This window comes from Thermotoga sp. RQ7 (assembly GCF_000832145.1).
GTDB lineage: Bacteria > Thermotogota > Thermotogae > Thermotogales > Thermotogaceae > Thermotoga > Thermotoga neapolitana.
Genome location: NZ_CP007633.1, coordinates 728460 through 750973, shown reverse-complemented (window position 1 = coordinate 750973; position 22514 = coordinate 728460). Strand labels below are relative to the sequence as shown.

The following is a 22514-nucleotide window of genomic DNA, read 5'->3' as shown; positions in this document are numbered from 1 at the left end:
AGAACAACCAAAGCGAAGATGAGGATAAATCCCTTATTCCACATAACCGATGTACGGAAGGTTTCTGAATTTTTCATCCACGTCCAGACCGTATCCAACGAGGAATTTATCACCCACTCTGAAACCAACAAAGTCCAGAGGAACACCGTGGTCATGAACCGTTTTTTCTATGAGAGTCACTATCTTGAAGTCCCTGGGATTGTACTTTTTCAGGTATCTGACTATGTGCTGGAGTGTAAGGCCCGTGTCGACGATGTCTTCCACCAGGAGCACGTACTCGTCGTGTATGGATTCATCGATCCAGGATTTCACCCTGATTCTCCCCGTTGAAGAGGTTCCCTGGTAACTCGATACATGGATGAAGGAGTATTTGACGTTCAGATTTCTCATGTTCAGCACGAGATCACTGAAAAAGTGTATGGAACCCTTCAGAATGCACACGGCGTGGATGGTGTCCGTTTTGTCTTTGTAGTATTCCTCTATTTCCTGAGCGAGTTCCTTCACTCTCTTCTTCAGCGTCTCTTCGTCTATCAGCACCTTTATCATCACTGCACCTCCATGACGACAATTTTTCGCTCGGTGGGTTTTTCGAAGAGCTCCAGTATGTTCCCGACGCGCTCGTATTTTTCAAACAGTTTCAGAAATTCATCGACGGGCAAAAGGTTGAACTTCAGGTATTTTGTCTTGTAATGCATAGGAATGATGAGTTTTGCCTCCAGCAACTCTGAAACTTCCTTTGCTTCACGCGGACCTATGGTGTACGTTCCTCCAACCGGAACCAGTAGCACATCGACCTTTCCAATCTCCTCCACCTGAGACGGTGTGAGCACGTGTCCCAGATCGCCCAGATGACAGACTCTCAACCCTTCACCTTCGAAAACGAAGGCGATGTTCTTTCCTCTCTCTCTTCCGTGTGAAGAATCGTGGAAGGTCTCTACACCCTTTATCTTCACACCGTCCACGGTGTAACTTCCAGGAGAGTTGATCAACCGAAAGTTCCCTTTAACGAGGTGGTGGGCGTTGTGATCGAAATGCTGATGGCTTTCTGTGACAACGCTGGCTGTCACGTTTGGAATGGGATAGCCCACACTTTCATCGAACGGATCGGTGACGATGGTTATCCCTTCGATCTCCAGGGAAAAACACGCGTGACCGAACCAGGTGATCTTCATGCCGATCCCCCCTCACTCCACCTTCAACACCCTTATGGTGTTCGTCGTTCCCACCTTCCCGGGCACTCCGGAAGTTAGGACCACAAGGTCTCCCTTCTCGACCAACCCCATCTCCTCAACCTTTTTCAGGCCTTTTTCGATGAATTCTAGTTCCTGTGAGCATCTTTCAGCGAGAACGGGTATCACCTTTCTGACGATGGAGAGTCTGTAATAGGTTTTCTCTTCAGGGGTCAGAGCCACGATGGGTTGTGACACGTTGTACTTTGAGATTCTGATGGCCGTGCTGCCGGAGATGGTGGGTGTGATGATCAGCTTTGCCTTCAAAGAACTGGAAAGCTGCCAGCACGCGTGAGATATGGCTTCGGAGATGTCGTTTGTATCGTATTCCAGCGTTCTGAAGAACTCCGATTTCTTCTCCACTTCTTCTGCCACCTTACTCAGGACCTTTATCGCTTCCAGGGGATACTTTCCAACGGCGGTTTCGGCCGTCAGAAGCAGGGCATCCGCACCGTCGAAGATGGCGTTCGCTATATCAGTGACCTCTGCACGGGTTGGATACGGGTGTTCTATCATCGATTCAAGGATCTGTGTTGCCACCACAACGGGCTTGGAATAGTACTTGGAAATCTTCACGATCTCTTTCTGGACGATGGGCACCTCTTCTATGGGGATCTCTACACCCAGGTCTCCACGGGCTACCATGACGGCATCGCTCACCTTTATTATGTCTTCCAGGCGTTCCAGGGCCTTCCTCGTTTCTATCTTCGATATTATGGGGACATCTTTCCCATGCTTTCTGATCTCTTCCTTTGCTTTGAGAACGTCTTCTGGTTTTCTCACAAAGGAGAGTGCAAAGAATTCCACATCGTGGAGTGTGCCGAGTCTGATGAATTCTCTGTCTCTGTCTGTGATGGATTCAACTGAAAGGTCCGCCGTTGGAACGTTCACACCCCTTCTGTGTGTGATCTTTCCTCCAACCTTCACGACCGTTTTCACATCCGTGTCCGTTGTTTCGAGTACTTCAAGAACGATCTCTCCGTCGCTCAGAAGGATGGTGTCTCCTTTTTTCACATCCTTTGGAAGAGTGCTCAGGTTGACAGAGACGATTTTCTCGTTTCCCAGGATCTCCTTTGTGGTCAACGTGAAGATCTGACCTTCCTTCAGTTCCACGAACTCTTTTTCGAAATAACCTGTTCTGATCTTTGGTCCTGCAAGATCGATCATGATCGCCACAGGCTTTTTCTTCTTCTCCCTCAGGTCTTTTATCTTCAAGATCTTCTGTTCCTGCTCGTTCCAGTCTCCATGGGAGGTGTTGATTCTGAAAACGTTGACCCCAAGATCGATCATTTTTTCTATCATTTCATAGCTGTCCGTTCTTGGACCGACTGTGCAGACGATCTTGGTGCTCCTTACCACTTTTTTCACCTCGTTTCATGAGAGTAAGTGTGCTATTTCGTAGAGTTTCTTGTCGATGGTCTTCTTGGTTGAGAGCGCCTCCATGATGGGAACCCTGACGAATTTGTTTCCCTGAAGAGCGATCATCACATCCGCTTCACCGTCCAGAAGGGCTTCAACGGCTTCTACTCCCATGCTCAGGGCGAGTCTTCTGTCGAACGCCGTTGGAGAACCACCCCTTTGAACGTGGCCCAGTATCGTGATCCTCGTCTCGTAGCCTATCCTGTATTCGAGGTGTCTTGCAACGGTGTACGCGCTCGCTGCACCCTCTGCAACAACGATGATGCTGTTTATCTTCCCTCTTCTTCTCTCCTGGAGGATCCTGTCCGCGAGTTGAGAGTAATCCACGGGGATTTCCGGAATTATGATGGCTTCCGCTCCCGTCACCAATCCCGCCATGAGTGCTATGTAACCTGAGTGCCTTCCCATGACTTCAACGATGAACGCCCTTTCGTGGGAACTCGCCGTATCCTTCAGCTTTTGAATGGCGTCCATGACCGTGTTCAAACACGTGTCAACCCCGATACACATGTCGGTGAGTCCGATGTCGTTGTCTATGGTCGCAGGAATCCCCACAACGGGAATGTTGTGTTCTTCGTGAAGAAGATGTGCTCCTGTGAGACTTCCCTCACCACCGATGACGACGAGGCCTTCTATTCCGTGTTTTTTCAATTGCTTTGCCGCTGCTTCTCTGCCTTCTTCCGTCTTGAACTCTTCACATCTTGAGGTTCTCAGGATCGTACCACCTTTCTCTGTGATACCCGCTACATCTTTGTACTCGAGCTTCACAAAATCTCCATCGATGAGACCAGAGTAACCTCTTCTCACGCCAATAACTTCCAGGCCGTTTTTGATTCCGTACCTCACAACCGCTCGCACCGCAGCGTTCATACCAGGGGCGTCTCCTCCACTTGTGAGCACTGCTATTTTCTTCAAGACTATCGTCCTCCCTCGAAAGTTTATTTATTAACCTCAATTGAGAGTTTAGCATATGTGGTAGAAGGTGATAAAATCTGTTTGGGATCCCTATGTCAATTTACCACTTCTGTGGGGTGTTAACACATCGTGAATCGTAGTGTAAGGAGGTTTCAATCTTTGGAATGGAGTGTTTTAATCGAGGGAAGTGAACTGGAAATCCGGATGGTGGAAGATCTTTTGAAAGAAAACGACATACCGTATGTGATCGAAACATGCGATGACGTCACTCCCCGGGCCATCTTCGGTTCATCCGCTCTTGTCCAGGTAAAAGTGCCGAAAGATCTTCTGGAGAAGGCGAAAAAGATTCTGGAGGGAATACAGGATGAAGAGGACCCCTCTCTATGAAAGGCACGTTGCTCTGGGGGCAAAAATGGTCGATTTTGCAGGCTGGATCATGCCTCTTTATTACTCGTCCATATTCGAGGAAGTGATGGCCGTCAGAAAGTCAGTAGGGGTGTTCGACGTTTCACACATGGGTGAGATCGTCGTGGAAGGTCAGGAAACTGTGGACTTTGTGAATTTTCTTGTCACGAACGATTTCTCCGCCATCCCTGAAGGAAAGGCGATGTACACTGTGATGTGTAACGAAACGGGGGGGATCGTTGACGATCTTGTGGTTTATAGGATATCTCACGAGAAAGCGATCATGGTTGTGAATGCGGCGAACATCGAGAAAGATTACGAATGGATAAAAGTGCATGCGAAAAATTTCAACGTCGAAGTGAGGAATGTCTCCGATGAAACGGCGCTTGTGGCCTTCCAAGGACCGAAGTCTCAGGAGACCCTTCAAAGAGTTGTGGATATCGATCTTGAAGGGATTGGTTACTATTCGTTCCAATGGGGAAGGTTGGATGGAGAGAGAGTTCTTGTATCCCGAACAGGCTACACAGGAGAAGATGGTTTCGAGTTGATGATGAACGCAGAAAGCGCTGCGAAGATTTGGGATACTCTCGTAGAGATCGCTGGTAACGTGGATGGAAAACCCGCCGGTCTGGGAGCCCGTGATGTGTGTCGTCTTGAAGCATCTTACCTTCTCTACGGTCAGGATATGGATGAGAGCACCAATCCGTTCGAAGTGGGACTCTCATGGGTAGTGAAGATGAACAAAGACTTCGTCGGGAAAGAGGCACTGCTCAAACTGAAAGAAAAAGTCGAAAGGAAACTCGTAGCACTGGAACTTTCGGGAAGAAGAATCGCAAGAAAGGGTTACACCGTTTTGAAAGAAGGAAAAGAGGTGGGAAAGATAACAAGTGGGAACTTTTCACCTACCCTCGGAAAATCGATAGCCCTGGCTCTCGTATCCAGGTGCGTGAAGACCGGCGATCGGCTGGAAGTTGTGTTTCCTGGAAAGAACGTGGAAGCCCATGTTGTGAAAAAACCGTTCTACAGAGGAAGTGTGAGGAGGGAGGCGTGAGGATGAAGAAGTACACCAGAACTCACGAGTGGGTCGAGATTGAAGGGAAAATGGCAACCGTTGGAATCACAAACCACGCACAGGAAGAGCTGGGAGACGTGGTTTATGTGGATCTTCCGGAAGTGGGAAAAGAAGTGAAAAAGGGAGATGTTGTGGCAAGTATAGAATCCGTAAAAGCGGCTGCAGACGTTTACGCACCGCTCAGTGGAAAGATCACGGAGGTAAACGAAAGGCTTGAGTCCGAGCCCGAACTCATAAACAAAGATGCTGAGGGAGAAGGATGGATCTTCAAGATGGAAATCGCCGATGAAAGTGAGCTGTCGGATCTTCTCGATGAACAGGCGTACAGGGAGTTCTGTGAGCAGAAGTGAGTTTTCCGGGGGTGCACAAATGTTGAAACATCCCTACATTCCTCATACGGAAGAAGATATACGTGAGATGCTTGACTTTATAGGGGTTTCATCGGTAGACGATCTGTTTTCTGAAGTTCCAGTTTCTACGAGGTCTTCTCTGAATCTTCCAAAATCTCAGGACGAGTTCACCGTTTTCGCTCATCTCAAGGGAATTTCCAGGAAGAACGCAGACCTTGAAGAATACACCGTTCTTCTTGGAGCGGGTATCTACAGAAGATACGTTCCATCGGTCGTTTACGATCTTGCCATGAAACCAGAGTTCCTGACGGCCTACACACCCTATCAGGCGGAGATTTCCCAGGGAACACTTCAGTCACTCTTCGAATACCAGACCATGGTCTGCGAGTTGACAGGGATGGAAGTAGCAAACGCCTCCATGTACGATGGGGCGACCGCTCTGGCCGAGGCTGTTTTGATGTGTTTTCGCCTCACGGGAAAAGAGAAAGTTCTCGTCGCAAGATCTGTCCATCCAGAGTACAGAGAAGTTCTCGGAACTTATCTCAAAACTCGCGGTTTCAGGATAGAGGAAATGGGTTACGATGACACAGGAAGGGTCGTTCTCGAAGACATCGACGATGAAACGGCGGCTGTGGTGGTTCAGTATCCAAACTTCTTCGGGGTGATAGAGGATCTTGAGTACGTGAGGAAAAAAACGCAGAATACCATGATGGTGGTCGTTGTGGAACCCGTTTCGTTGGCGATTCTGGAACCTCCTGGGAACTTCGGGGCAGATGTTGTCGTGGGAGAAGGGCAATCTCTTGGTATACCGATGTGGCTTGGGGGTTACTCTCTTGGAATCTTCGCCACAAGGGAAAAATACGTCAGACAGATGCCCGGAAGGTTGATAGGAGAGACCGTTGATGCAGAAGGGAACGCTTCTTACACGATGATTCTTCAAACAAGAGAACAACACATAAGACGTGCAAAGGCCACCTCCAACATCTGTTCAAACCATGCGCACGCAGCTCTGATCGCGGCTGTGTATCTCAGTGTGATGGGACCGGAAGGCTTGAAAGAAGTGGCAAAACGCTCCTACGATGCGGCGCACTACCTTCAGGAGAAACTGGAGGAAAGAGGGTTCAGAAAGAAATTTTCGGGTGATTTCTTCAACGAGTTCGTTTTCGAAGTTCCCGAAGATTACCCCGAAAGATGGAAAAAGATGATGGGAAAGAAGATTCTTGGACCTTTGCCTCTGGAAAGGATGTATCCTGAGCTGGGCAACGTTGCCCTTGCGTGCGCCACGGAGATGACCACCAGGGATGACATCGAAAGGTTTCTGGAGGCGATGAAATGACGATTTTCGATAAATCGAAAAGAGGAAGAAGGGCTTTCACCATTCCGGAAAGGGATGTTCCGGAGTATCCTCTTTCGGAACGATTTTCCCGTCGAACACCTCTTAAGTTACCGGAAGTGAGCGAACCCGACGTTGTGAGACACTACACAGAACTTGCCCGCAAGAATTACGCGGTGGATGTGGGAATATATCCGCTTGGTTCGTGCACCATGAAGTACAATCCCAAGTTGAACGAAAGAACAGCGAATTTACCGGGTTTCAGAAACGTTCACCCGCTCCAGCCAGAAGAAACGCTTCAGGGCTGTTTGCAACTGATGTACGAGTTGAAAGCAATGCTCTGTGAGATCACCGGAATGGACGACATGACGCTCCAGCCTGCTGCGGGAGCCCACGGTGAACTCACGGGAATGCTCATAGTGAAAAAGTTCTTCGATGACAGAAAAGACACGAAAAGAAAAAAGGTACTGGTTCCGGACTCTGCACACGGGACAAATCCCGCATCTGCCTCAATGGTGGGTTTTGAGGTGGTGGAGATAAAGAGTAAGAACGGTATGGTGGACGTGGAGGATTTGAGAAAGCATCTGGACGATGAGGTAGCAGCCGTCATGCTCACAAATCCCAACACGCTCGGTCTCTTCGAAAGGGATATTTTGAAGATAGCAGAGTTGACTCACAACTGTGGGGCACTTCTTTACTACGATGGAGCAAACCTCAACGCCATCATGGGTAAGGTGAAACCGGGTGACATGGGGTTCGATATCGTTCATCTGAACCTTCACAAGACGTTTTCCACACCACATGGCATGGGTGGACCCGGCTCAGGACCCGTCGGCGTGAAACGCCATCTTGTCGACTTTCTTCCGTTTCCAAATGTAGAGAAAGAAGGAAATCTTTACAGACTCACCGTCCCGAAGAAGACCATAGGGCGTGTGAGGAGTTTCTTCGGAAACTTTCCTGTTCTCGTCAAGGCTTACAGCTACATCCTGATGATGGGAAGAGATGGCCTTGAAAAAGTCAGTGAGATGGCCGTTTTGAACGCAAACTATTTGAAGAAAAAGATCTCCAGATTCTTGAAGGTACCCTATGATGGCTTTTGCATGCACGAATTTGTAGCCAGTGCCGAAGAGGTGTTCAAAAAAACAGGAGTCAGAACCTTGGACATCGCAAAGCGGATTCTGGACTATGGAGTCCACCCACCAACGGTGTACTTTCCGCTGATAGTACCAGAAGCCCTCATGATAGAGCCAACCGAAACGGAAAGCAAGGAAACACTGGATAGGTACGCAGAGATTCTCGAAAAAGTGATCAAAGAAGCGTTCGAAAATCCGGATGTTCTGAAAAACGCACCTCACAGGACTCCCGTTCGAAGGGTGAACGAAGTGCTCGCCTCGAGAAAACCTGTTTTCAGATGGAGGGGAAAGTATGAAGCGGGTGATCGAAACCAGCAGGGCACCTAAGGCCATAGGTCCCTATTCTCAGGCGATAGTTGTCGGTAACATGATGTTCGTCTCCGGACAGATCCCCGTGGATCCCGAAACGGGCGAGATCGTGGAGGGTACGATCGAAAAGAAAACAGAGAGGGTCCTGGAAAACCTGAAGGCGATCCTTGAGGCCGGAGGATTTTCCCTGGAAGACGTGGTGAAGGTGACGATATTCACCACCAGTATCGAGTTCTTCTCGAAGGTCAACGAGGTGTACTCGCGTTACTTCTCTTCACACAAACCCGCCAGATCCTTTGTGGCGGTTGCTCAGCTTCCAAAGAACGTGGAAATAGAAATAGAGGCCATAGCCGTGAAGGAAGGGGAGTGAGGGATGTATCTTCAGGATGTGATAATGAAACTGAACGAGTTCTGGGCTTCCAGAGGGTGTCTTCTTGAGCAACCGTACGATCTGGAGGTGGGGGCGGGGACCTTTCATCCTGCAACCTTCTTCGGTAGTTTGAGGAAAGGTCCATGGAAGGTTGCCTACGTTCAGCCCAGCAGAAGACCGACCGATGGAAGGTATGGGGAAAACCCGAACAGATTGCAGAGATACTTCCAGTACCAGGTGATCATAAAGCCTTCCCCCGAGAACTCCCAGGAACTCTATCTTGAATCACTGGAATACCTGGGAGTGAACCTCAGAGAGCACGATATCAGGTTCGTGGAGGACAACTGGGAATCTCCTACGCTTGGTGCCTGGGGTGTTGGCTGGGAAGTGTGGCTGGATGGTATGGAGATCACGCAGTTCACCTACTTCCAGCAGATAGGTGGAATCTCGCTCAGGGAGATACCCCTTGAGATCACCTATGGACTTGAGAGAATCGCCATGTATCTTCAGGGAGTCGACAACGTTTTTGAAGTGAAGTGGAACGAGCACGTAAAATATGGAGATGTCTTCCTTGAAAACGAAAGGGAGTTTTCCTTCTTCAATTTCGAAGAGGCGAACGTGGAACTTCTGTTCAGACACTTCGATGAATTTGAGAGTGAGTTCTACAGGCTCATAGAAAAAAAGCTATATCTTCCCGCTTACGACTACGTTTTGAAGTGTTCCCACACCTTCAACCTTCTGGACGCTCGAGGGGCGATAAGTGTATCCCAGAGACAAACGTACGTGAAGAGGATTCAGGCGATGGCGCGAAAGGTTGCAAGAGTTTTCCTGGAGGTGCAAGAACATGAGAACAGCCCTGCTTGAGGTTGGACTCGAAGAACTTCCAGCGAGTGAATTTTATAACATCCTGGAACAGCTCGAAACGAGAACAAGGGAGTTGTTGAAAGCGAACAGGATCCAGTGCGATTCGATAGAGGTGTTCGTCGGCAGCAGACGGTTTGGTGTGCTCCTTCGTGGTCTCCCAGAAAAGCAGGAAGGTTTTGTGGAAGAGAAGAAAGGACCTCCGCTGAATGTGGCTTATGACTCAAAGGGTGCTCCCACCAGGGCGCTGGAAGGATTTTTGAGAAAAAACAACGCCACCTTTGAGGATATCATAGAAAAAGATGGTTATGTCTACATATCGAGGAAAATAGAGGGAAAGGCTGTTGAAGAGGTACTTCCTGAAGTCTTTGAAGATCTCGTGATGGGAATGAGTTTTAAAAAGCCCATGAGATGGGGAACAGGAGAGTACGAGTATGTAAGACCTGTTCACTGGATCGTTGCCATGCTTGACGACAGGGTTTTAAACCTCACTCTCTTCGGTCTCAGGGCTTCACATGTTTCCTATGGGAAAAGGTACCATTCTGGTGCTCTGAAGATAAACACTCCGGAGGAGTACTACGAAGTTCTCAAGTCGGGATACGTGATGGCTTCTCACGAGGAAAGAAAGAAAAGTGTTCTAAAGCAGCTGGAAGATTTTGAAAGAACCTATGGAATGAAGGTCGAACGTGATGAAGCTCTTATCGCTGAAATCGTTGCGATGACAGAGTATCCGAGGATTCTCGTGGGACAGTTTGACCAGAAATATCTCGAGCTTCCAGAGGAAATCATCGTCACGGCTGTGAAGCATCATCAGAGGGCCTTTGTTGCTCATAAAGACGGATTGACAAATTTCTTCGTGGCCTTTCAGGATGGTCCTCAGTCTTCTGAGAACGTTGTCAAAGGGTATGAACGTGTGATAAACGCCCGTCTGGAGGACGCCCGTTATTACTTCCACAAGGATCTGGAAATGTCTCTTGGAGAGATGAATGAAAGGCTGAAGGGCATCGTGTTTCAGGAAAGACTCGGCACACTGTACGATAAAGTGGAGAGGATTGTGAAGATCTCCAGAAAGATATGTGGGGAGCTGAAATTTCCCGAAGATTTCACTGAAAAGGTGCTGAAGGTAGCATCGCTGTGCAAAGCAGACATCGCTTCAAAAGTGGTGTACGAATTCCCAGAACTTCAGGGAGTCATGGGAAGAATCTATGCTTTGAAGGAGGGAATGGATGAAGAACTTGCGTTTGCCATCGAAGATCATTACTCTGAGAACCCAGAAACCGTGATAGGGTCAGTGTTGGGGATGGCGGATAGGCTGGACACCATCGTGGGCAATTTTGCGATAGGGAACATCCCCACAAGTTCGAAGGATCCGTACGGATTGAAGGGTAAGGCGGACACTGTTTTCAGGATAGTGAGGAAGAACGAATGGGATGTCTCACTCGAAGAACTTCTGAACTTTGCAGCGTCCCTGGTTGGTTTCCACCTTTCCAATGACCTGGAAGAATTCTTTTCAAGCAGGTTCTACCAGTTCCTCATCAACGAGATCGGGGTATCCTACGATGTCGCAAGGGCAGTGAATCATCTGTGGAAAAAGCCCCTGAGAGGCACGCTCGCGGCGGAGGCCCTTCAGAATATATCAGAGAGACCGGAGTTTCAGGATCTGTTCGTTGGATTCGAGCGTGTACACAACATAACGAAGAAACACGATTCCAGGGAATTCGATGGTGCACTTTTTGAGAAAGAAGAGGAAAAGAGACTGATGAACAAGTTTTTCGAGGTGAAGGAGAAGGTTCTAAAGGCTCTGGAAAGGCTGAACTACGAGGAGGCACTCCAGTACCTGATAGAGTTGAAACCTTACATCGATGAGTACTTCGACAACGTCTTCGTGATGGTAAACCGGGATGATCTGAGGATGAACAGACTGGGATTCCTGAAGAACATCGACGACCTTTTCATGATGATAGGAGACATGTCACATCTAGTCAAGAGAACGTGAAGAAAGTTCAAAAAGCCTCTGGACGGTTTCTTCGAAAGAAGATTTCTCGAAGATCCCCTGTCTCAAGAACGCGTTGATATCCTCTTGCATTTCAATCGCTTTGTCGACAAGAGGGTTGGTTCCTTTTTTATAGGCTCCTATCTCTATCAGGTCTTTTGCCGACTCGTAAGAGGCAAGCAAAGATCTGAGGCGGTTCGCCGCCTCTTTGTGTTCTTCCGAAACCACGTCGTTCATCAACCTGCTCACACTCGCCAGCACGTCGATTGCCGGATAGTGATTCGATTCTGCGAGTCTCCTTGAAAGAACGATGTGGCCGTCCACGATGGATCGAACCGTATCGGATATGGGTTCGTTGAAGTCGTCTGCCTCAACGAGGACCGTGTAGACGGCTGTTATACTCCCTCTGTCTGAGTTTCCCGCTCTTTCGAGTATCTTTGGAAGTCCAGCAAACACACTGGGAGGATAGCCCCTGGTGGTCGGGGGCTCTCCTATGGCAAGGCCGACCTCTCTCTGTGCCATGGCCCATCGGGTGAGTGAATCCACCATCAAGAGTACGTCGTAGCCAAGATCCCTGTAGTACTCCGCTATGCTGGTGGCCGTGAGAAGGGATTTCACCCTGGCGAGGGCCGGTTGATCGGAAGTGGAAACCACGAGTATGGAGCGCTTCAAACCCTCCTCACCGAGGTCTCTTTCTATGAATTCCCTGACCTCTCTTCCCCTCTCTCCAATCAGTGCAAGCACACACACGTCTGCCGTTGTGTTCCGTGCGATCATACCAAGGAGCGTGCTCTTTCCAACTCCACTACCTGCGAATATCCCGATTCTCTGCCCTTTCCCTATGGTGATGAAGCCATCGATCGCTCTGACACCGACTGAAAGAGGATCTTTTATTCTTTTTCTTTTGAGGGGATGAGGTGGTGAGTTTGTCAGGGGGTATCGCGCTTCCGGGACGAAAGATCTTCCATCGAGTGGTCGGCCCAGTCCGTCGAAGATTCGGCCTATCATGTTTCTGCCCACACCGATTTCCAGGACTCTGTTTGTTCTTATCACCTCGCAGCCCATCTTCAGTCCGGAAACGTCTTCATAGGGCATCAGAACGACATTTCCTTCTTTGAAACCAACAACCTCTGCCAGGGCGTTCTTTCCGTTCTGCAGGGAGATCTTGCACATCTCTCCCAGAAACGCATCGGGTCCGTGTGATTCGACGGTGAGACCGACAACGCGTGTCACTCTTCCGTTGAAGCGATTGAAGTCCTCTTCAGTCAGCCTTTTCTTCAATTCTCTGAGAAGGTCTTTCAAAACCCACCACCTCTTCGAATATGTCCTCGACCAGTTTCCACTGGTAGGAGAAAGTCTTGTCCAGAACACCGTACTCCGTTTCGAGTATCACTCCGCCCTTTTCGACGTTGGGATCCGGTATCACCTGTTTGCCCTTCAGCTCTTTCAAATCGACTTTATCCAGATCCTCCGGGTGTATTTTTATCTTCACATTCTCGATACCGGCTACCTTAGAAAGAGCGGACCTGAGTTTTCTCACCACCACGGACTCGTCCATTTCTTTCTCGAGAATCTTTCTGAACAGCACCCTGAGAACCTCAACGATGTCGGGAAGGATCTCCTCCAGTTTTTGATGGATCTGCATTTGAATCTGTTTTTTCAGCGAGAGAATGTACTCGGAGAACTTCTGTTTTTCTTTTCTCTTTTCTTCTAGAAGCCTTTCCACTTCGAGTTTCAACCTCTCCGCTTCTTCTGAAGCGCTCTTCAATATTTCTTCTGCCCTTTTTTCTGCCTCTTCTACTATCTTTCGGGCCTCTTCCCGGGCCTGGGAGATGATCTGCTCTTTGATCCTGTTGAACTGTTTCCTTGGATCTTCTTTGACCTCTCTGGACTCTTTGGACTCTTTTTCCTCTGTTTTGATCTTTTTTGGAAGGTCTATGTAGAATATCTCATCTTTTCTGAGAAGCATACTACATGATCAACTCCTCTCCACCGCCCCTTGCTATTACGATTTCTCCTGCCTCTTCGAGTCTTCTGATCACGTTTATGATCTTTTGCTGGGCTTCTTCGACGTCTTTTATCCTCACGGGGCCCATGTATTCCAGTTCGTCTTTGAGCAATGCGGCTGCCCTCTTGGACATGTTTCTGAAGATCTTCTCCTTCAACTCGTCTGAGGCACCCTTCAGGGCGAGAGCCAGATCCCGCGTGTCGACTTCTCTCAGGACAAGCTGGATCGATCTGTCATCGAGTTTGAGGATATCTTCGAACACGAACATCCTCCTTCTTATCTCGTCGGCGAGTTCGGGGTCTTCCTGAGCCAGTTTGTCCATGATCTTCTTCTCCGTGCTTCTGTCTATGTTGTTCATGATCTCAGCGGCGGTGTCCACCCCTCCCACCTTGCTGAAAGTCTGGCTCACAAATCCGGATATTTTCTTCTCGAGGTTTTTCTCGATCTCCTTCACAACCTCCGGTGAGGTTCTCTCAAGAAGGGCGATTCTCTTCAAAACCTCACTCTGCAGATTCTCCGGGAGGGCTCCCAGTATCTGGGCAGCGACTGGTGGATCAAGATAGCTCAGAACGACCGCTATGGTCTGAGGGTGTTCTCCCTGAAGAAAGTTCACAAGTTGGACAGGATCCGTGTCCTTTATGAAACTGAAGGGCTTCACCTGAAGGGAGGCAGTCAGTCTTTCTATGATTTTTCGGGCCTTTTCTGGTCCGAACGCTTTTTCCAGCACTCTCTTTGCGTACTCTATACCACCCTCTGAGATCATCTCCTTTGCCTTGGCAAGATTCAGAAACTCCTCTAACACCTGTTTCTTTTCTTCCTGGGAGACTTTACCTATGTTTGCTATTTCCACCACTAACTGTTCTACCGTTTCCTCATCAAGATGTTTCATCACCTGAGCGGCTTTCTCCGGACCAAGCGCCACCAGAAGAACGGCTGCCTTTCTCTTCCCATCCAGTTTTCTTTCGGGCATGATATCATCCCCTCTCGAAGAACCACAGACGGACTATCTCAGCGATATCGGCGGGTGATCGGCTGAAAATGTTCTCCAATTCTTCTATGAGTTCCATCAGTTCCTTCTCTTCGGGTGAGAGTTCTTTTTCTTCTTTCATCTCTTCCTGGAGGACTTCCTTTATCTCTTCTTCGAGCTTTCTTCTTCTTTCTTCTGCCAGTTTTCTGGCCCTGATTCTTCGGATCTGTACTATCAGGATGTACATGAGCAAAAAGGTGAGAAAACCAAGGATAGCGATTCCAAGCGAGTACATGGTGAACCTCTTTCTTGCCTGAATCTGCTCCAGTTCCCTCTGCAGGGTTCTTTCAATTGTTCTGTCGAAAGGCAGAAACGCCACCGCAACGCTCAAAGAAGCGGAAGAGGTGACAGAACCGATCCCTTTCTCCACCAGATCGTTTATGACATCGTTCCAGTTGTTGTTGCTTTGAAGAACTGTGGAGGAAGCGTCGATTATGACAGCAACAGAAAGAGATGATATCTCTCCTTCGTGGTTTTGAAGAATCTTCTGATAGATCTCGTTCAGCTCGTAATTGGTGATGGTGTGGGTTCTCTCGTATGTGCTCGTTCCTTCGCCACTTACGGATGGATAGCTGAGTGGAGGTATGTTCGACTCCGTTCCCACTTCACCACCGCTGACAGGCAGATTTTGACTTCTTTCGGTCTCTGTCTCCTGACTTCTGACCAGTCCTTCTCTTCTGGCCGGTGCTTCGTACCTTTTCATTTCTGTTTCTATCTTCGTCCAGTTCAGGGAAACATCGGGAATCACCTCTACCCTTCCTGGGCCAAAAACACTCTCAAGGGCCTTCTTCAACTTGTTTTCGTAGTATTTCTCAAGTTGTTGTTTCAACTCCAGTTTACTGGATGCCAGAAAGGTTTCTTCATCACTTTCCAGCATATCACTGAGCGATCTGGAGTAGTTGTCCACCACTCTCACGTTTTCTGGTTTCAACCCCTCAACGGCTCCCGAGACGAGTTCAACGATTCCTCTTACTTGCTCTCGTGTGAGCTCAGCACCGGGTTCCAGCACAACGAGGACGGAGGCACGTGGTTCAGCCATCTCTCCGCGGACGTAATAGGTGTACTTCGGCAGGACCAGGTGGACCCGGGCGTCTTTGACTCCCCTGATGGTCATGATGCTTCTTTCAAGTTCCTGCTGTAGAGCGATCTGGTATTTCACCTGTTTGTCAAAACTGGTGGCCCCGAACGAGTTTTCGCTGAGTATGGAGAAACCCTGTCTTGTTCCTCCAAGTATTCCCTCGGAAGCGAGTTTCATTCTCAACTCGTAGACGTTGTATTTGTCGGAGACGTAAATGTCTCCACCCGGGGAGACTTTGTAGGGAATGTTCATCTCTTCGAGTTTCTGAATGATCGTTCCCGCCTCTTCTTCGCTGAGGCCGGCAACAAGGAGTCTGTAGTGTGGGGTGGCGGCTATTATTGCAAAGAGAACGATCGATATTATGAGGGCCGCTGCGATGCCCCCTACCAGAAATCTTCTTTCCCGCGGCATGGAGTTCCATAAATCGAAGATCTTCTTCCAGAGATTTTTGATTTGCTCGAAAAGATTCATCCTTCTGTTCACCTCTCGTTAAATTTTACCACGTATGTGGCTGAAGAGACGGCCGGTCTTTGTTATAATTTTCAACATGAAGATCGAGGTCGTCAACGTCACCCATATCTTTTACCGTGGAACCCCTCTGGAAAGAATCGCACTCAGAGATATCGATCTTACGATCGAGGAGGGAGAGTGTCTCCTCGTTGCTGGAAACACCGGATCTGGAAAATCCACCCTCCTTCAGATCATTGCGGGTTTGATAGAACCTACCGGTGGACAGGTGCTGTACGATGGAAGACAGAGAAAGGGTTACGAGGTGAGAAAACACATTGGCATAGCGTTCCAGTATCCGGAAGATCAGTTCTTCGCAGAAACTGTTTTCGATGAGATCGCTTTCGCTGTGCGGAACTTTTACCCCGATGAAGATCCCGTTCCTTTCGTGAAGAGAGCGATGGAATTTGTTGGGTTGAACTTCGATGAGTTCAAAGATAGAGTTCCTTTCTTTCTATCCGGAGGTGAAAAGAGGAGAGTCGCCATTGCCTCTGTGATCGTGCACGAGCCGGACGTTCTAATGCTTGATGAACCGCTTGTGGGACTCGACAGGGAAGGCAAGGGCGATCTTTTGAGGGTGATAGAGAAATGGAAGAAACTTAAAAGAACGGTTGTCATCATCTCGCACGACATAGAGACGGTGATAAAGCACGTGGATCGTGTAGTGTTTCTGGAAAATGGAAGAAAGATCTTCGACGGTTCAAGGGAAGATTTTTTGAGAGAAATCGATGTTCATTACCTCACGACCAGGTTGAGGACGATGAGAAGACTCCTTCTATCAGGTGAAGATCCTTTTTCGATGGGAGATGAAGAGTTGATAGACAGGGTGTATCGGATATGAGGCTGGATGTGTTCCTGAAGATCTCGGTTGTGAAGAGAAGGACCGTCGCGCAAAAACTCTTGAAGGGACAGAAGGTCCTGGTGAATGGAAGACCGGCCAAAGCCTCTTACGAGGTGAAAGACGGTGATGTGGTGGAGGTGTTTCTTCCCACAAAGAAGGTGAAACTGAGAGTGGTGGGAAACGGAGGGTACGAGATTCTCAGTGAGGAGAGAGTGAATAGACCTTCCTGACACCTTCATCGGTTTCAACGAGCAGATGATCCGGCAAGATTTTCAGGATCTTTCCAATCTTTTCCTGGTTGTTTTCTGAAAAGGTAACGATGTCTCCTTCCTTCTGGAGCAAATGCCTTTTCCAGATCCTCGTCAATGCTTCTTTTTTCTTGGTGTATCTTCTAAAAAGCACCCGGGCATTTTTCAGTATCAATTCCAGTAGTTTCATCAGAGGTATTTCCCTGCCGAGGATTTCCTTCAGACTGATCGCCCTCGTTTTCAGTTCGTCTGGAATTTCGTTGTTCACGTTCATGCCCACTCCTACAATTAACGCCAGCGGCTTTTTCCCTTCGAAGATCCCCTCTGTAAGAATTCCTGCGAGTTTTCTGCCGCGTACGTAAATGTCGTTTGGCCATTTTATGTCCGCATGAACTTTGAAGGTCTCCAGTGCCTTCACAATGGCAACGGAAAATACCCTGGTATAGAAGGTTGTGTCTACCTGTTTTCTTGGCTTGAATAGTACGGAAAACCACAGACCACCCCTTGCCGAATACCATCTTCTTTTGTTTCTGCCGTATCCCGATGTTTGCTCCAGAGCAACTACTACCGTTCCACTGGGATACTTCGAGAAATGTTCTTTCAAAAATTGGTTCGTGGAATCTATCGTTTCAAACGAGATGATCTTCTCTCCGATCATTTCGACATCCCTCCGTGCTACAATTCTAACAAACGAAAGGAGGGGTGGTTGTGAGAATCGACCTTGCCATCAAACCAACTCCCGTTCAATTTCTGAGAAAAGTCTCGGCGGAGTACGGATTCGATCTCTACATCAAAAGAGACGATCTCACAGAGCTTCTCGGTTCTGGAAACAAGATCAGAAAACTTGAATACCTGATGGGAGATGCTCTGAAACAGGGGGCAACGACGATTTTCACCAGTGGAGGTCTTCAATCGAACCATGCCAGGGCAACTGCGTACGTTTCCAGAAAACTCGGGCTAAAACCCGTTCTGTTCCTCAGAAAAGGTGAAAAAGTTTTGAACGGAAATCTCCTGCTGGATATGCTCTTTGGAGCAGAAATTGTGGAAGTATCTTCCGAGGAATACGAGAACATCGACGAGATCTTTTTGGAGTACAAAAAAGAGAAAGAAAAAAGGGGAGAAAAAGTCTACATCATACCAGAAGGAGGATCGAACGCCCTGGGCGCTCTTGGTTATTTCAACATGGTGATGGAGTTGAAGGATCAGATCGATGTGGAATCGTTCGAGGCCATCGTCTGTGCTGTGGGAAGCGGTGGAACAATAGCGGGAATCTCGGCAGCTCTTTCCTTCCTGGGCTATCGTGTACCGGTGATCGGTGTGAACGTCACAACGAAAAATGCAGATTACTTCGTTGAAAAGGTGAAGAAGATCGTTAAGGATATGGGGAAACTCGGCGTGGAGGCGAAAGAACCCAGGTTCGAGATAGTGGATTCGTTCAGAGGGCCTGCCTATGCCGTTCCTTCCGATGAAGATGTGAACGTTATAAAGGAGATCGCAACGAAAGAAGCGATCGTTCTTGACCCGGTTTACACCTCGAAGGCCTTCAGAGGAACACTGGAGATGTTCAGGTCTTCTGGAAAGAGGATTTTATTCGTCCACACAGGAGGAATATTCGGCGTGTTCGCGCAGAGCGGGAGGCTGGTATGATGTTCCACTATGCCGTCATCCTGAACTCTCTTGGAGTACTTCTTGGTGCCTTCATCGGCGCCATATTCAAGAAGAAGATCCCACAAAAGCTCCACGAAATCCTTTTCACGGTGATTGGGCTCACCACCCTGGGAATAGGTGTGCGCATGATCATCCAGGGAAACGACTTTCTGTTGATACTGCTCTCGCTCGTCGCTGGAGGAGTTATTGGAGAGCTTCTGAAGATCGAGGACAGAATAGAGAACCTCGGCAGAAGATTCAAAGATTCTCACGGATTTGCGGAGAGTTTCCTTGCGTCTTCTTTGCTTTTCCTTGTTGGTCCGATGACGATCATTGGTTCCATAAACATAGGGGTCTCTGGAAACGCCGAGTTGATACTCATAAAGACGGTCCTCGATACCGTTTCTGCCGTTGTACTCACGGCAACCCTGGGATCGGGGGTATTTCTGTCTGCTTTTTCCGTGTTCATTGTTCAGGGGTTGCTGGTTGTCTTTGCACGAAGTCTCACTTTCCTCACCGGTGACGTCTTCATAGCCGATTTCGTTGGAACAGGAGGAATCATGATACTGGGCCTTGGAATAAGGATCCTCGAATTGAAAAGAGTGAGGGTGGGAAATCTCCTTCCGGCGCTCGTTCTGATACCATTCTTTGACTGGTTGAAGAACCTTTTCTGAATGTGCGGCTAGAAGTGGTATAATTTTCTATGAATAATTGTGAAATTTTTGACGAAGGGGGAAGGTACATGAGGGAAGCAATAGTTGAGATCATTCGGAAGGCGAAAGAATCGGCAGAGGAGAGGGATATCCTGATAAACACCCTTCACGAGATCCAGAAACGCTTCGAAAACTTCATACCACCCGAAGCAGCCGAAATCGTTTCGGAAGAGCTCAACGTTCCCCTCTCAAAGGTTTACGAGGTGCTCACCTTCTACACGATGTTCTCCACGAAGCCGAAGGGAAAGTACGTGATCAGGGTGTGCGAGAGTCTTCCGTGTCACGTGGAAAACGGAAGGGAAGTGGTGAAAGCGCTGAAAGAGACCCTGAAAATAGACTTCGGTCAGACCACCCCAGACAACATGTTCACCTTAGAGATGACGAGTTGTCTGGGGCTTTGCGGTGTGGCACCTGTGATCATGGTGAACGACGAGTACTACGGAAACATGACACCGGAGAAAGTGAAGAACCTCATAAACAGATTGAGAGGTGAGGAAAAATGAAACCGATCACCGTTCTCGTTTCGGTGGACTCCAACAGTGTTCTGATGGGGGCGCGTCACTTTCTCAATTACCTGAGAGATCTGGTCAGAGATCACAATCTATCGGATTTTGTGGATGTGCTGGAAACGGGAAGCATGGGAGTTTATCCTGAGGGTGTGATCGTTTCCATTCTTCCGGATGATGTCTACTACGTTGTGAAGAGTGAAAACGATGTGAAGAGGATCTTCGAAGAACACATATTGAAGGGAAGAAGAATTCCGGATCTTGAAATATCGAGAGATCAGATAAAGGGAACGGTGGAGGTAGAAAGGGTATCGGAAGAAACACGTATCGTCCTGAAGAACGTGGGAGAAATAGATCCCACACGCATAGAAGAGTACATAGCAAGGGACGGATACTTTGCCCTCGCGAAGGCACTTCAGATGAAACCGGAGGAGATAATAGAAGAGATAAAGCGGAGTGGTCTCAGAGGAAGGGGTGGTGCAGGCTTTCCAACGGGCCTGAAGTGGGAGTTCACCTACAAGGCTTCTTCCGATCAGAAGTACGTTCTCTGTAACGCGGACGAGGGAGAACCCGGCACCTTCAAGGACAGGCTCATAATGGAAGGAGACCCGCATTCTCTGATAGAGGGCATGATCATAGCAGGTTATGCAGTTGGAGCGAGAAAGGGATACATATACATCAGGGGAGAGTACTACAGTTCCATCGAGATCCTGAAGAGGGCGATAGAGCAGGCTTACGAATATGGATTTTTGGGTGAAAACATCCTTGGAACAGGCTTTTCTTTTGATCTGAAGATCAGACTCGGTGCCGGTGCCTACGTGGCGGGTGAGGAAACCGCGCTGATAGAGTCCATAGAGGGAAAGCCCGCACGTCCCAGACTGAAGCCTCCATATCCACCGACTTTTGGCCTTTTTGGAAAACCCACAGTCGTGAACAACGTCGAAACCTTCGTGAACGTTCCAAGGATCATCCTGAACGGAGCGGACTGGTTCAGGAAGTTCGGCACAGAATCGTCGCCCGGCACCAAGGTCTTTTCACTTGTGGGGAACGTGGTGAGGAAGGGGATTGTGGAGGTACCCATGGGTGTAACGGTCAGGGATTTAATCTTCAAATTCGGTGGAGGTGTGGAGAAAGGAAAGAGGTTGAAACTGGTCCAAACAGGAGGAAGTGCGGGAACGTTCATAGGTCCTGACAAACTCGACGTACCACTGGATTTCGATTCGTACGCAAAGTACGGTGTTTCTCTTGGTTCTGGTGTCATACTCGTTGCGGACGAGTCACACTGTGCGGTGGATCTCGCACTTACCGTCATGAGATTCTTTGAGCACGAATCCTGTGGTAAGTGCACACCATGCAGAGAAGGCACGAGGATCGCCGTTGAAATTCTCGAGAGAATAAGCAGGGGAGAGGGAAGGAAAGAGGATCTGGATCTTCTCAGAAAAGTGGCAGAGAACGCGGGTGAAACATCGTTCTGTGGGCTTGGCCAGAGCATCCCGGTACCGTTGCTTTCGATCGTCAACAATTTCGAAGACGAGTTCAGAGCCCACATTGAATCTAAAGAGTGTCCCGCGGGCGTTTGTGAATTCAAAAAGAAAAAAGCCACAAGAAAGATAAGTGTCAAGAACAGATAAAGAGGGCGCCAAGAGGGCGCCCTTTCTGTTTGATAAAATTCTACCAGGGGTGCAGTGAATGGAATTTCCAATCGTGATACTGATTGGGTACCTGACGAAGAGATTCTTCGAGAAAGAAACGGGAAAGATCCTGTCAAAGCTGGTGGTGAACTTTACCCTGCCGGCGGCCGTCTTTTACAGCCTGACCACCGCGCGATTTCACTTTTCCAAGTTTGCCTTCACAGCGACTGGGGTGCTGAGCAATCTGGTTTTGATTTCGGTTGCATTGCTCGTCTTTTCAAGAATAGAGGATCCGAGAGTGAGGATTCCCATCGTTTTATCTTTTGTGGGGTTCAACACAGGTTTGTTCATGTACCCTCTGGCCGAAAGCCTTTGGGGAGTCGATTCCGTTGTGAATTACGCTCTCTTCGATCTGGGAAACTCTTTTTTCATATTCGGGGTGGGCAAAGCAGTGGCGGAGAGATCAGGTGTGAAGGGAGTTCTGAAAGTCTTTGAGTTTCCGCCCTTTCTTGTTCTTATGTTGAGTTTGATTCTCAACCAGTTTGGATTTTATCCTCCAGGGATAGTCCTCAAAGTTGCACAGACAATAAAGAACGCCAACGCTTTTCTGGTTTTCTTCCTTGTTGGATATTACCTGAGTTTCAAATCGGTCTTCAGGAAGGCCCGGTTGATAGCGGTGGCGGGTGTTGTGAAGTATCTTCTGGGATTCATCGTGTCTTTTTTTGCGGTAAGGATGTTTACACTCTCATCGTTTGAAAAGATGAACCTGTTTCTTTCTCCGCTTCTTCCATCTGCCATTATGACCCTTGTCTATTCTATAGAGAAGGACTACGATTCCGAACTGGCGAGTGGGTTGATCACCTTTTCCACAATCGTTTCATCGGCTATCATCTTGCTGACAGATCGTTTCTGGGGGTGA

Annotated in this window: 24 protein-coding genes; 15 read left to right on the top strand and 9 right to left on the bottom strand. The window is 48.5% G+C overall.

Annotated elements, in window-relative coordinates; genetic code table 11:
• Positions 1 to 33: 33 nt before the first annotated feature.
• The 4 genes from hpt to pfkA are packed head-to-tail and all read right to left on the bottom strand — an operon-like array spanning position 34 to position 3563.
• Entirely contained in the window at positions 34 to 546 is a 513-nt protein-coding gene (gene hpt / locus TRQ7_RS03805; RefSeq protein WP_038066669.1) for a hypoxanthine phosphoribosyltransferase, read from the bottom strand.
• Complete coding sequence (locus TRQ7_RS03800) at positions 546 to 1172, bottom strand: MBL fold metallo-hydrolase (RefSeq protein ID WP_015918973.1); 627 nt, start codon at positions 1170 to 1172, stop codon at positions 546 to 548. The genes hpt and TRQ7_RS03800 overlap by 1 nt, the downstream gene beginning before the upstream one ends.
• A 12-nt stretch (positions 1173 to 1184) precedes the next feature.
• Entirely contained in the window at positions 1185 to 2588 is a 1404-nt protein-coding gene (gene pyk, locus TRQ7_RS03795; protein WP_038066666.1) for a pyruvate kinase, read from the bottom strand.
• Positions 2589 to 2603: 15 nt separating this feature from the next.
• Positions 2604 to 3563, bottom strand: coding sequence for a 6-phosphofructokinase (gene pfkA / locus TRQ7_RS03790; protein ID WP_015918971.1), 960 nt, complete (start codon positions 3561 to 3563; stop codon positions 2604 to 2606).
• A 159-nt stretch (positions 3564 to 3722) separates the two neighbouring features.
• Between pfkA and TRQ7_RS03785 the strand changes: the two genes are divergently transcribed.
• From TRQ7_RS03785 to glyS, 8 genes are read left to right on the top strand one after another with little or no spacing between them, the layout of a single operon-like run.
• Positions 3723 to 3950 (top strand): DUF2007 domain-containing protein, encoded by a 228-nt coding sequence (locus TRQ7_RS03785; protein WP_038066664.1) that lies wholly within the window; start codon positions 3723 to 3725, stop codon positions 3948 to 3950.
• Entirely contained in the window at positions 3928 to 5019 is a 1092-nt protein-coding gene (gene gcvT, locus TRQ7_RS03780) for a glycine cleavage system aminomethyltransferase GcvT (protein ID WP_015918969.1), read from the top strand. The genes TRQ7_RS03785 and gcvT overlap by 23 nt, the downstream gene beginning before the upstream one ends.
• Positions 5016 to 5390 (top strand): glycine cleavage system protein GcvH, encoded by a 375-nt coding sequence (gcvH, locus tag TRQ7_RS03775; RefSeq protein ID WP_015918968.1) that lies wholly within the window; start codon positions 5016 to 5018, stop codon positions 5388 to 5390. Before gcvT ends, gcvH begins: the two co-directional genes overlap by 4 nt.
• A gap of 22 nt (positions 5391 to 5412) precedes the next feature.
• A complete protein-coding gene (gcvPA, locus tag TRQ7_RS03770) occupies positions 5413 to 6726 on the top strand; it encodes an aminomethyl-transferring glycine dehydrogenase subunit GcvPA (RefSeq protein WP_038066868.1) in 1314 nt (437 codons plus the stop codon).
• Positions 6723 to 8183: an aminomethyl-transferring glycine dehydrogenase subunit GcvPB gene (gene gcvPB / locus TRQ7_RS03765; protein ID WP_015918966.1), complete on the top strand. Its 1461-nt coding sequence runs from the start codon at positions 6723 to 6725 to the stop codon at positions 8181 to 8183. Before gcvPA ends, gcvPB begins: the two co-directional genes overlap by 4 nt.
• Entirely contained in the window at positions 8149 to 8535 is a 387-nt protein-coding gene (locus TRQ7_RS03760) for a RidA family protein (protein WP_038066661.1), read from the top strand. The genes gcvPB and TRQ7_RS03760 overlap by 35 nt, the downstream gene beginning before the upstream one ends.
• 3 nt (positions 8536 to 8538) lie before the next feature.
• Positions 8539 to 9399, top strand: coding sequence for a glycine--tRNA ligase subunit alpha (locus tag TRQ7_RS03755; protein ID WP_015918964.1), 861 nt, complete (start codon positions 8539 to 8541; stop codon positions 9397 to 9399).
• Complete coding sequence (glyS, locus tag TRQ7_RS03750; protein WP_015918963.1) at positions 9380 to 11392, top strand: glycine--tRNA ligase subunit beta; 2013 nt, start codon at positions 9380 to 9382, stop codon at positions 11390 to 11392. Before TRQ7_RS03755 ends, glyS begins: the two co-directional genes overlap by 20 nt.
• Here glyS and fliI read toward each other — a convergent pair.
• The 4 genes from fliI to fliF are packed head-to-tail and all read right to left on the bottom strand — an operon-like array spanning position 11375 to position 15973.
• Positions 11375 to 12691 (bottom strand): flagellar protein export ATPase FliI, encoded by a 1317-nt coding sequence (gene fliI, locus TRQ7_RS03745; RefSeq protein WP_038066659.1) that lies wholly within the window; start codon positions 12689 to 12691, stop codon positions 11375 to 11377. The genes glyS and fliI overlap by 18 nt on opposite strands.
• Entirely contained in the window at positions 12651 to 13358 is a 708-nt protein-coding gene (locus TRQ7_RS03740) for a FliH/SctL family protein (RefSeq protein ID WP_038066658.1), read from the bottom strand. Before TRQ7_RS03740 ends, fliI begins: the two co-directional genes overlap by 41 nt.
• 1 nt (position 13359) lies before the next feature.
• Positions 13360 to 14367: a flagellar motor switch protein FliG gene (fliG, locus tag TRQ7_RS03735; protein WP_015918960.1), complete on the bottom strand. Its 1008-nt coding sequence runs from the start codon at positions 14365 to 14367 to the stop codon at positions 13360 to 13362.
• A gap of 4 nt (positions 14368 to 14371) precedes the next feature.
• The gene (gene fliF, locus TRQ7_RS03730) at positions 14372 to 15973 is read right to left on the bottom strand and encodes a flagellar basal-body MS-ring/collar protein FliF (protein WP_041844055.1); all 1602 of its coding nucleotides are present in this window, start codon (positions 15971 to 15973) and stop codon (positions 14372 to 14374) included.
• Between the two features lie 76 nt (positions 15974 to 16049).
• Here fliF and ecfA2 point away from each other — a divergent pair, with 76 nt between their 5' ends.
• Positions 16050 to 16850 (top strand): energy-coupling factor ABC transporter ATP-binding protein EcfA2, encoded by an 801-nt coding sequence (gene ecfA2, locus TRQ7_RS03725; protein WP_041437486.1) that lies wholly within the window; start codon positions 16050 to 16052, stop codon positions 16848 to 16850.
• On the top strand, positions 16847 to 17080 hold the full coding sequence (locus TRQ7_RS03720) for a S4 domain-containing protein (RefSeq protein ID WP_038066653.1): 234 nt from the start codon (positions 16847 to 16849) through the stop codon (positions 17078 to 17080). The genes ecfA2 and TRQ7_RS03720 overlap by 4 nt, the downstream gene beginning before the upstream one ends.
• On the opposite strand, the gene TRQ7_RS03715 is transcribed toward TRQ7_RS03720, so the two are convergent.
• Positions 17049 to 17756 carry a biotin--[acetyl-CoA-carboxylase] ligase gene (locus TRQ7_RS03715; protein WP_015918957.1) on the bottom strand — a complete coding sequence of 236 codons (708 nt, stop codon included), beginning with the start codon at positions 17754 to 17756 and terminating at the stop codon, positions 17049 to 17051. The genes TRQ7_RS03720 and TRQ7_RS03715 overlap by 32 nt on opposite strands.
• Before the next feature lie 50 nt (positions 17757 to 17806).
• On the opposite strand from TRQ7_RS03715, the gene TRQ7_RS03710 reads away from it, so the two are divergent.
• The 5 genes from TRQ7_RS03710 (at position 17807) to TRQ7_RS03690 (ending at position 22514) form a co-directional block, all read left to right on the top strand.
• A complete protein-coding gene (locus tag TRQ7_RS03710) occupies positions 17807 to 18745 on the top strand; it encodes a D-cysteine desulfhydrase family protein (RefSeq protein ID WP_041844054.1) in 939 nt (312 codons plus the stop codon).
• A complete protein-coding gene (locus TRQ7_RS03705; protein ID WP_038066650.1) occupies positions 18745 to 19419 on the top strand; it encodes a DUF554 domain-containing protein in 675 nt (224 codons plus the stop codon). The genes TRQ7_RS03710 and TRQ7_RS03705 overlap by 1 nt, the downstream gene beginning before the upstream one ends.
• A gap of 68 nt (positions 19420 to 19487) precedes the next feature.
• Positions 19488 to 19961, top strand: coding sequence for an NADH-quinone oxidoreductase subunit NuoE (gene nuoE / locus TRQ7_RS03700; protein WP_038066648.1), 474 nt, complete (start codon positions 19488 to 19490; stop codon positions 19959 to 19961).
• On the top strand, positions 19958 to 21595 hold the full coding sequence (nuoF, locus tag TRQ7_RS03695; protein ID WP_015918953.1) for an NADH-quinone oxidoreductase subunit NuoF: 1638 nt from the start codon (positions 19958 to 19960) through the stop codon (positions 21593 to 21595). The genes nuoE and nuoF overlap by 4 nt, the downstream gene beginning before the upstream one ends.
• Before the next feature lie 58 nt (positions 21596 to 21653).
• Complete coding sequence (locus TRQ7_RS03690; protein WP_015918952.1) at positions 21654 to 22514, top strand: AEC family transporter; 861 nt, start codon at positions 21654 to 21656, stop codon at positions 22512 to 22514.

Excerpts from the sequence above, each read along its gene's own strand:
- hpt (WP_038066669.1), bottom strand. The coding sequence starts at position 546 with ATGATAAAGGTGCTGATAGACGAAGAGACGCTGAAGAAGAGAGTGAAG.
- TRQ7_RS03800 (WP_015918973.1), bottom strand. The coding sequence starts at position 1,172 with ATGAAGATCACCTGGTTCGGTCACGCGTGTTTTTCCCTGGAGATCGAA.
- gcvT (WP_015918969.1), top strand. The coding sequence starts at position 3,928 with ATGAAGAGGACCCCTCTCTATGAAAGGCACGTTGCTCTGGGGGCAAAA.
- gcvPB (WP_015918966.1), top strand. The coding sequence starts at position 6,723 with ATGACGATTTTCGATAAATCGAAAAGAGGAAGAAGGGCTTTCACCATT.
- TRQ7_RS03760 (WP_038066661.1), top strand. The coding sequence starts at position 8,149 with ATGAAGCGGGTGATCGAAACCAGCAGGGCACCTAAGGCCATAGGTCCC.
- TRQ7_RS03755 (WP_015918964.1), top strand. The coding sequence starts at position 8,539 with ATGTATCTTCAGGATGTGATAATGAAACTGAACGAGTTCTGGGCTTCC.
- glyS (WP_015918963.1), top strand. The coding sequence starts at position 9,380 with ATGAGAACAGCCCTGCTTGAGGTTGGACTCGAAGAACTTCCAGCGAGT.
- TRQ7_RS03740 (WP_038066658.1), bottom strand. The coding sequence starts at position 13,358 with ATGCTTCTCAGAAAAGATGAGATATTCTACATAGACCTTCCAAAAAAG.
- fliG (WP_015918960.1), bottom strand. The coding sequence starts at position 14,367 with ATGCCCGAAAGAAAACTGGATGGGAAGAGAAAGGCAGCCGTTCTTCTG.
- fliF (WP_041844055.1), bottom strand. The coding sequence starts at position 15,973 with ATGAATCTTTTCGAGCAAATCAAAAATCTCTGGAAGAAGATCTTCGAT.
- ecfA2 (WP_041437486.1), top strand. The coding sequence starts at position 16,050 with ATGAAGATCGAGGTCGTCAACGTCACCCATATCTTTTACCGTGGAACC.
- TRQ7_RS03720 (WP_038066653.1), top strand. The coding sequence starts at position 16,847 with ATGAGGCTGGATGTGTTCCTGAAGATCTCGGTTGTGAAGAGAAGGACC.
- TRQ7_RS03715 (WP_015918957.1), bottom strand. The coding sequence starts at position 17,756 with ATGATCGGAGAGAAGATCATCTCGTTTGAAACGATAGATTCCACGAAC.
- TRQ7_RS03705 (WP_038066650.1), top strand. The coding sequence starts at position 18,745 with ATGTTCCACTATGCCGTCATCCTGAACTCTCTTGGAGTACTTCTTGGT.
- nuoE (WP_038066648.1), top strand. The coding sequence starts at position 19,488 with ATGAGGGAAGCAATAGTTGAGATCATTCGGAAGGCGAAAGAATCGGCA.
- nuoF (WP_015918953.1), top strand. The coding sequence starts at position 19,958 with ATGAAACCGATCACCGTTCTCGTTTCGGTGGACTCCAACAGTGTTCTG.
- TRQ7_RS03690 (WP_015918952.1), top strand. The coding sequence starts at position 21,654 with ATGGAATTTCCAATCGTGATACTGATTGGGTACCTGACGAAGAGATTC.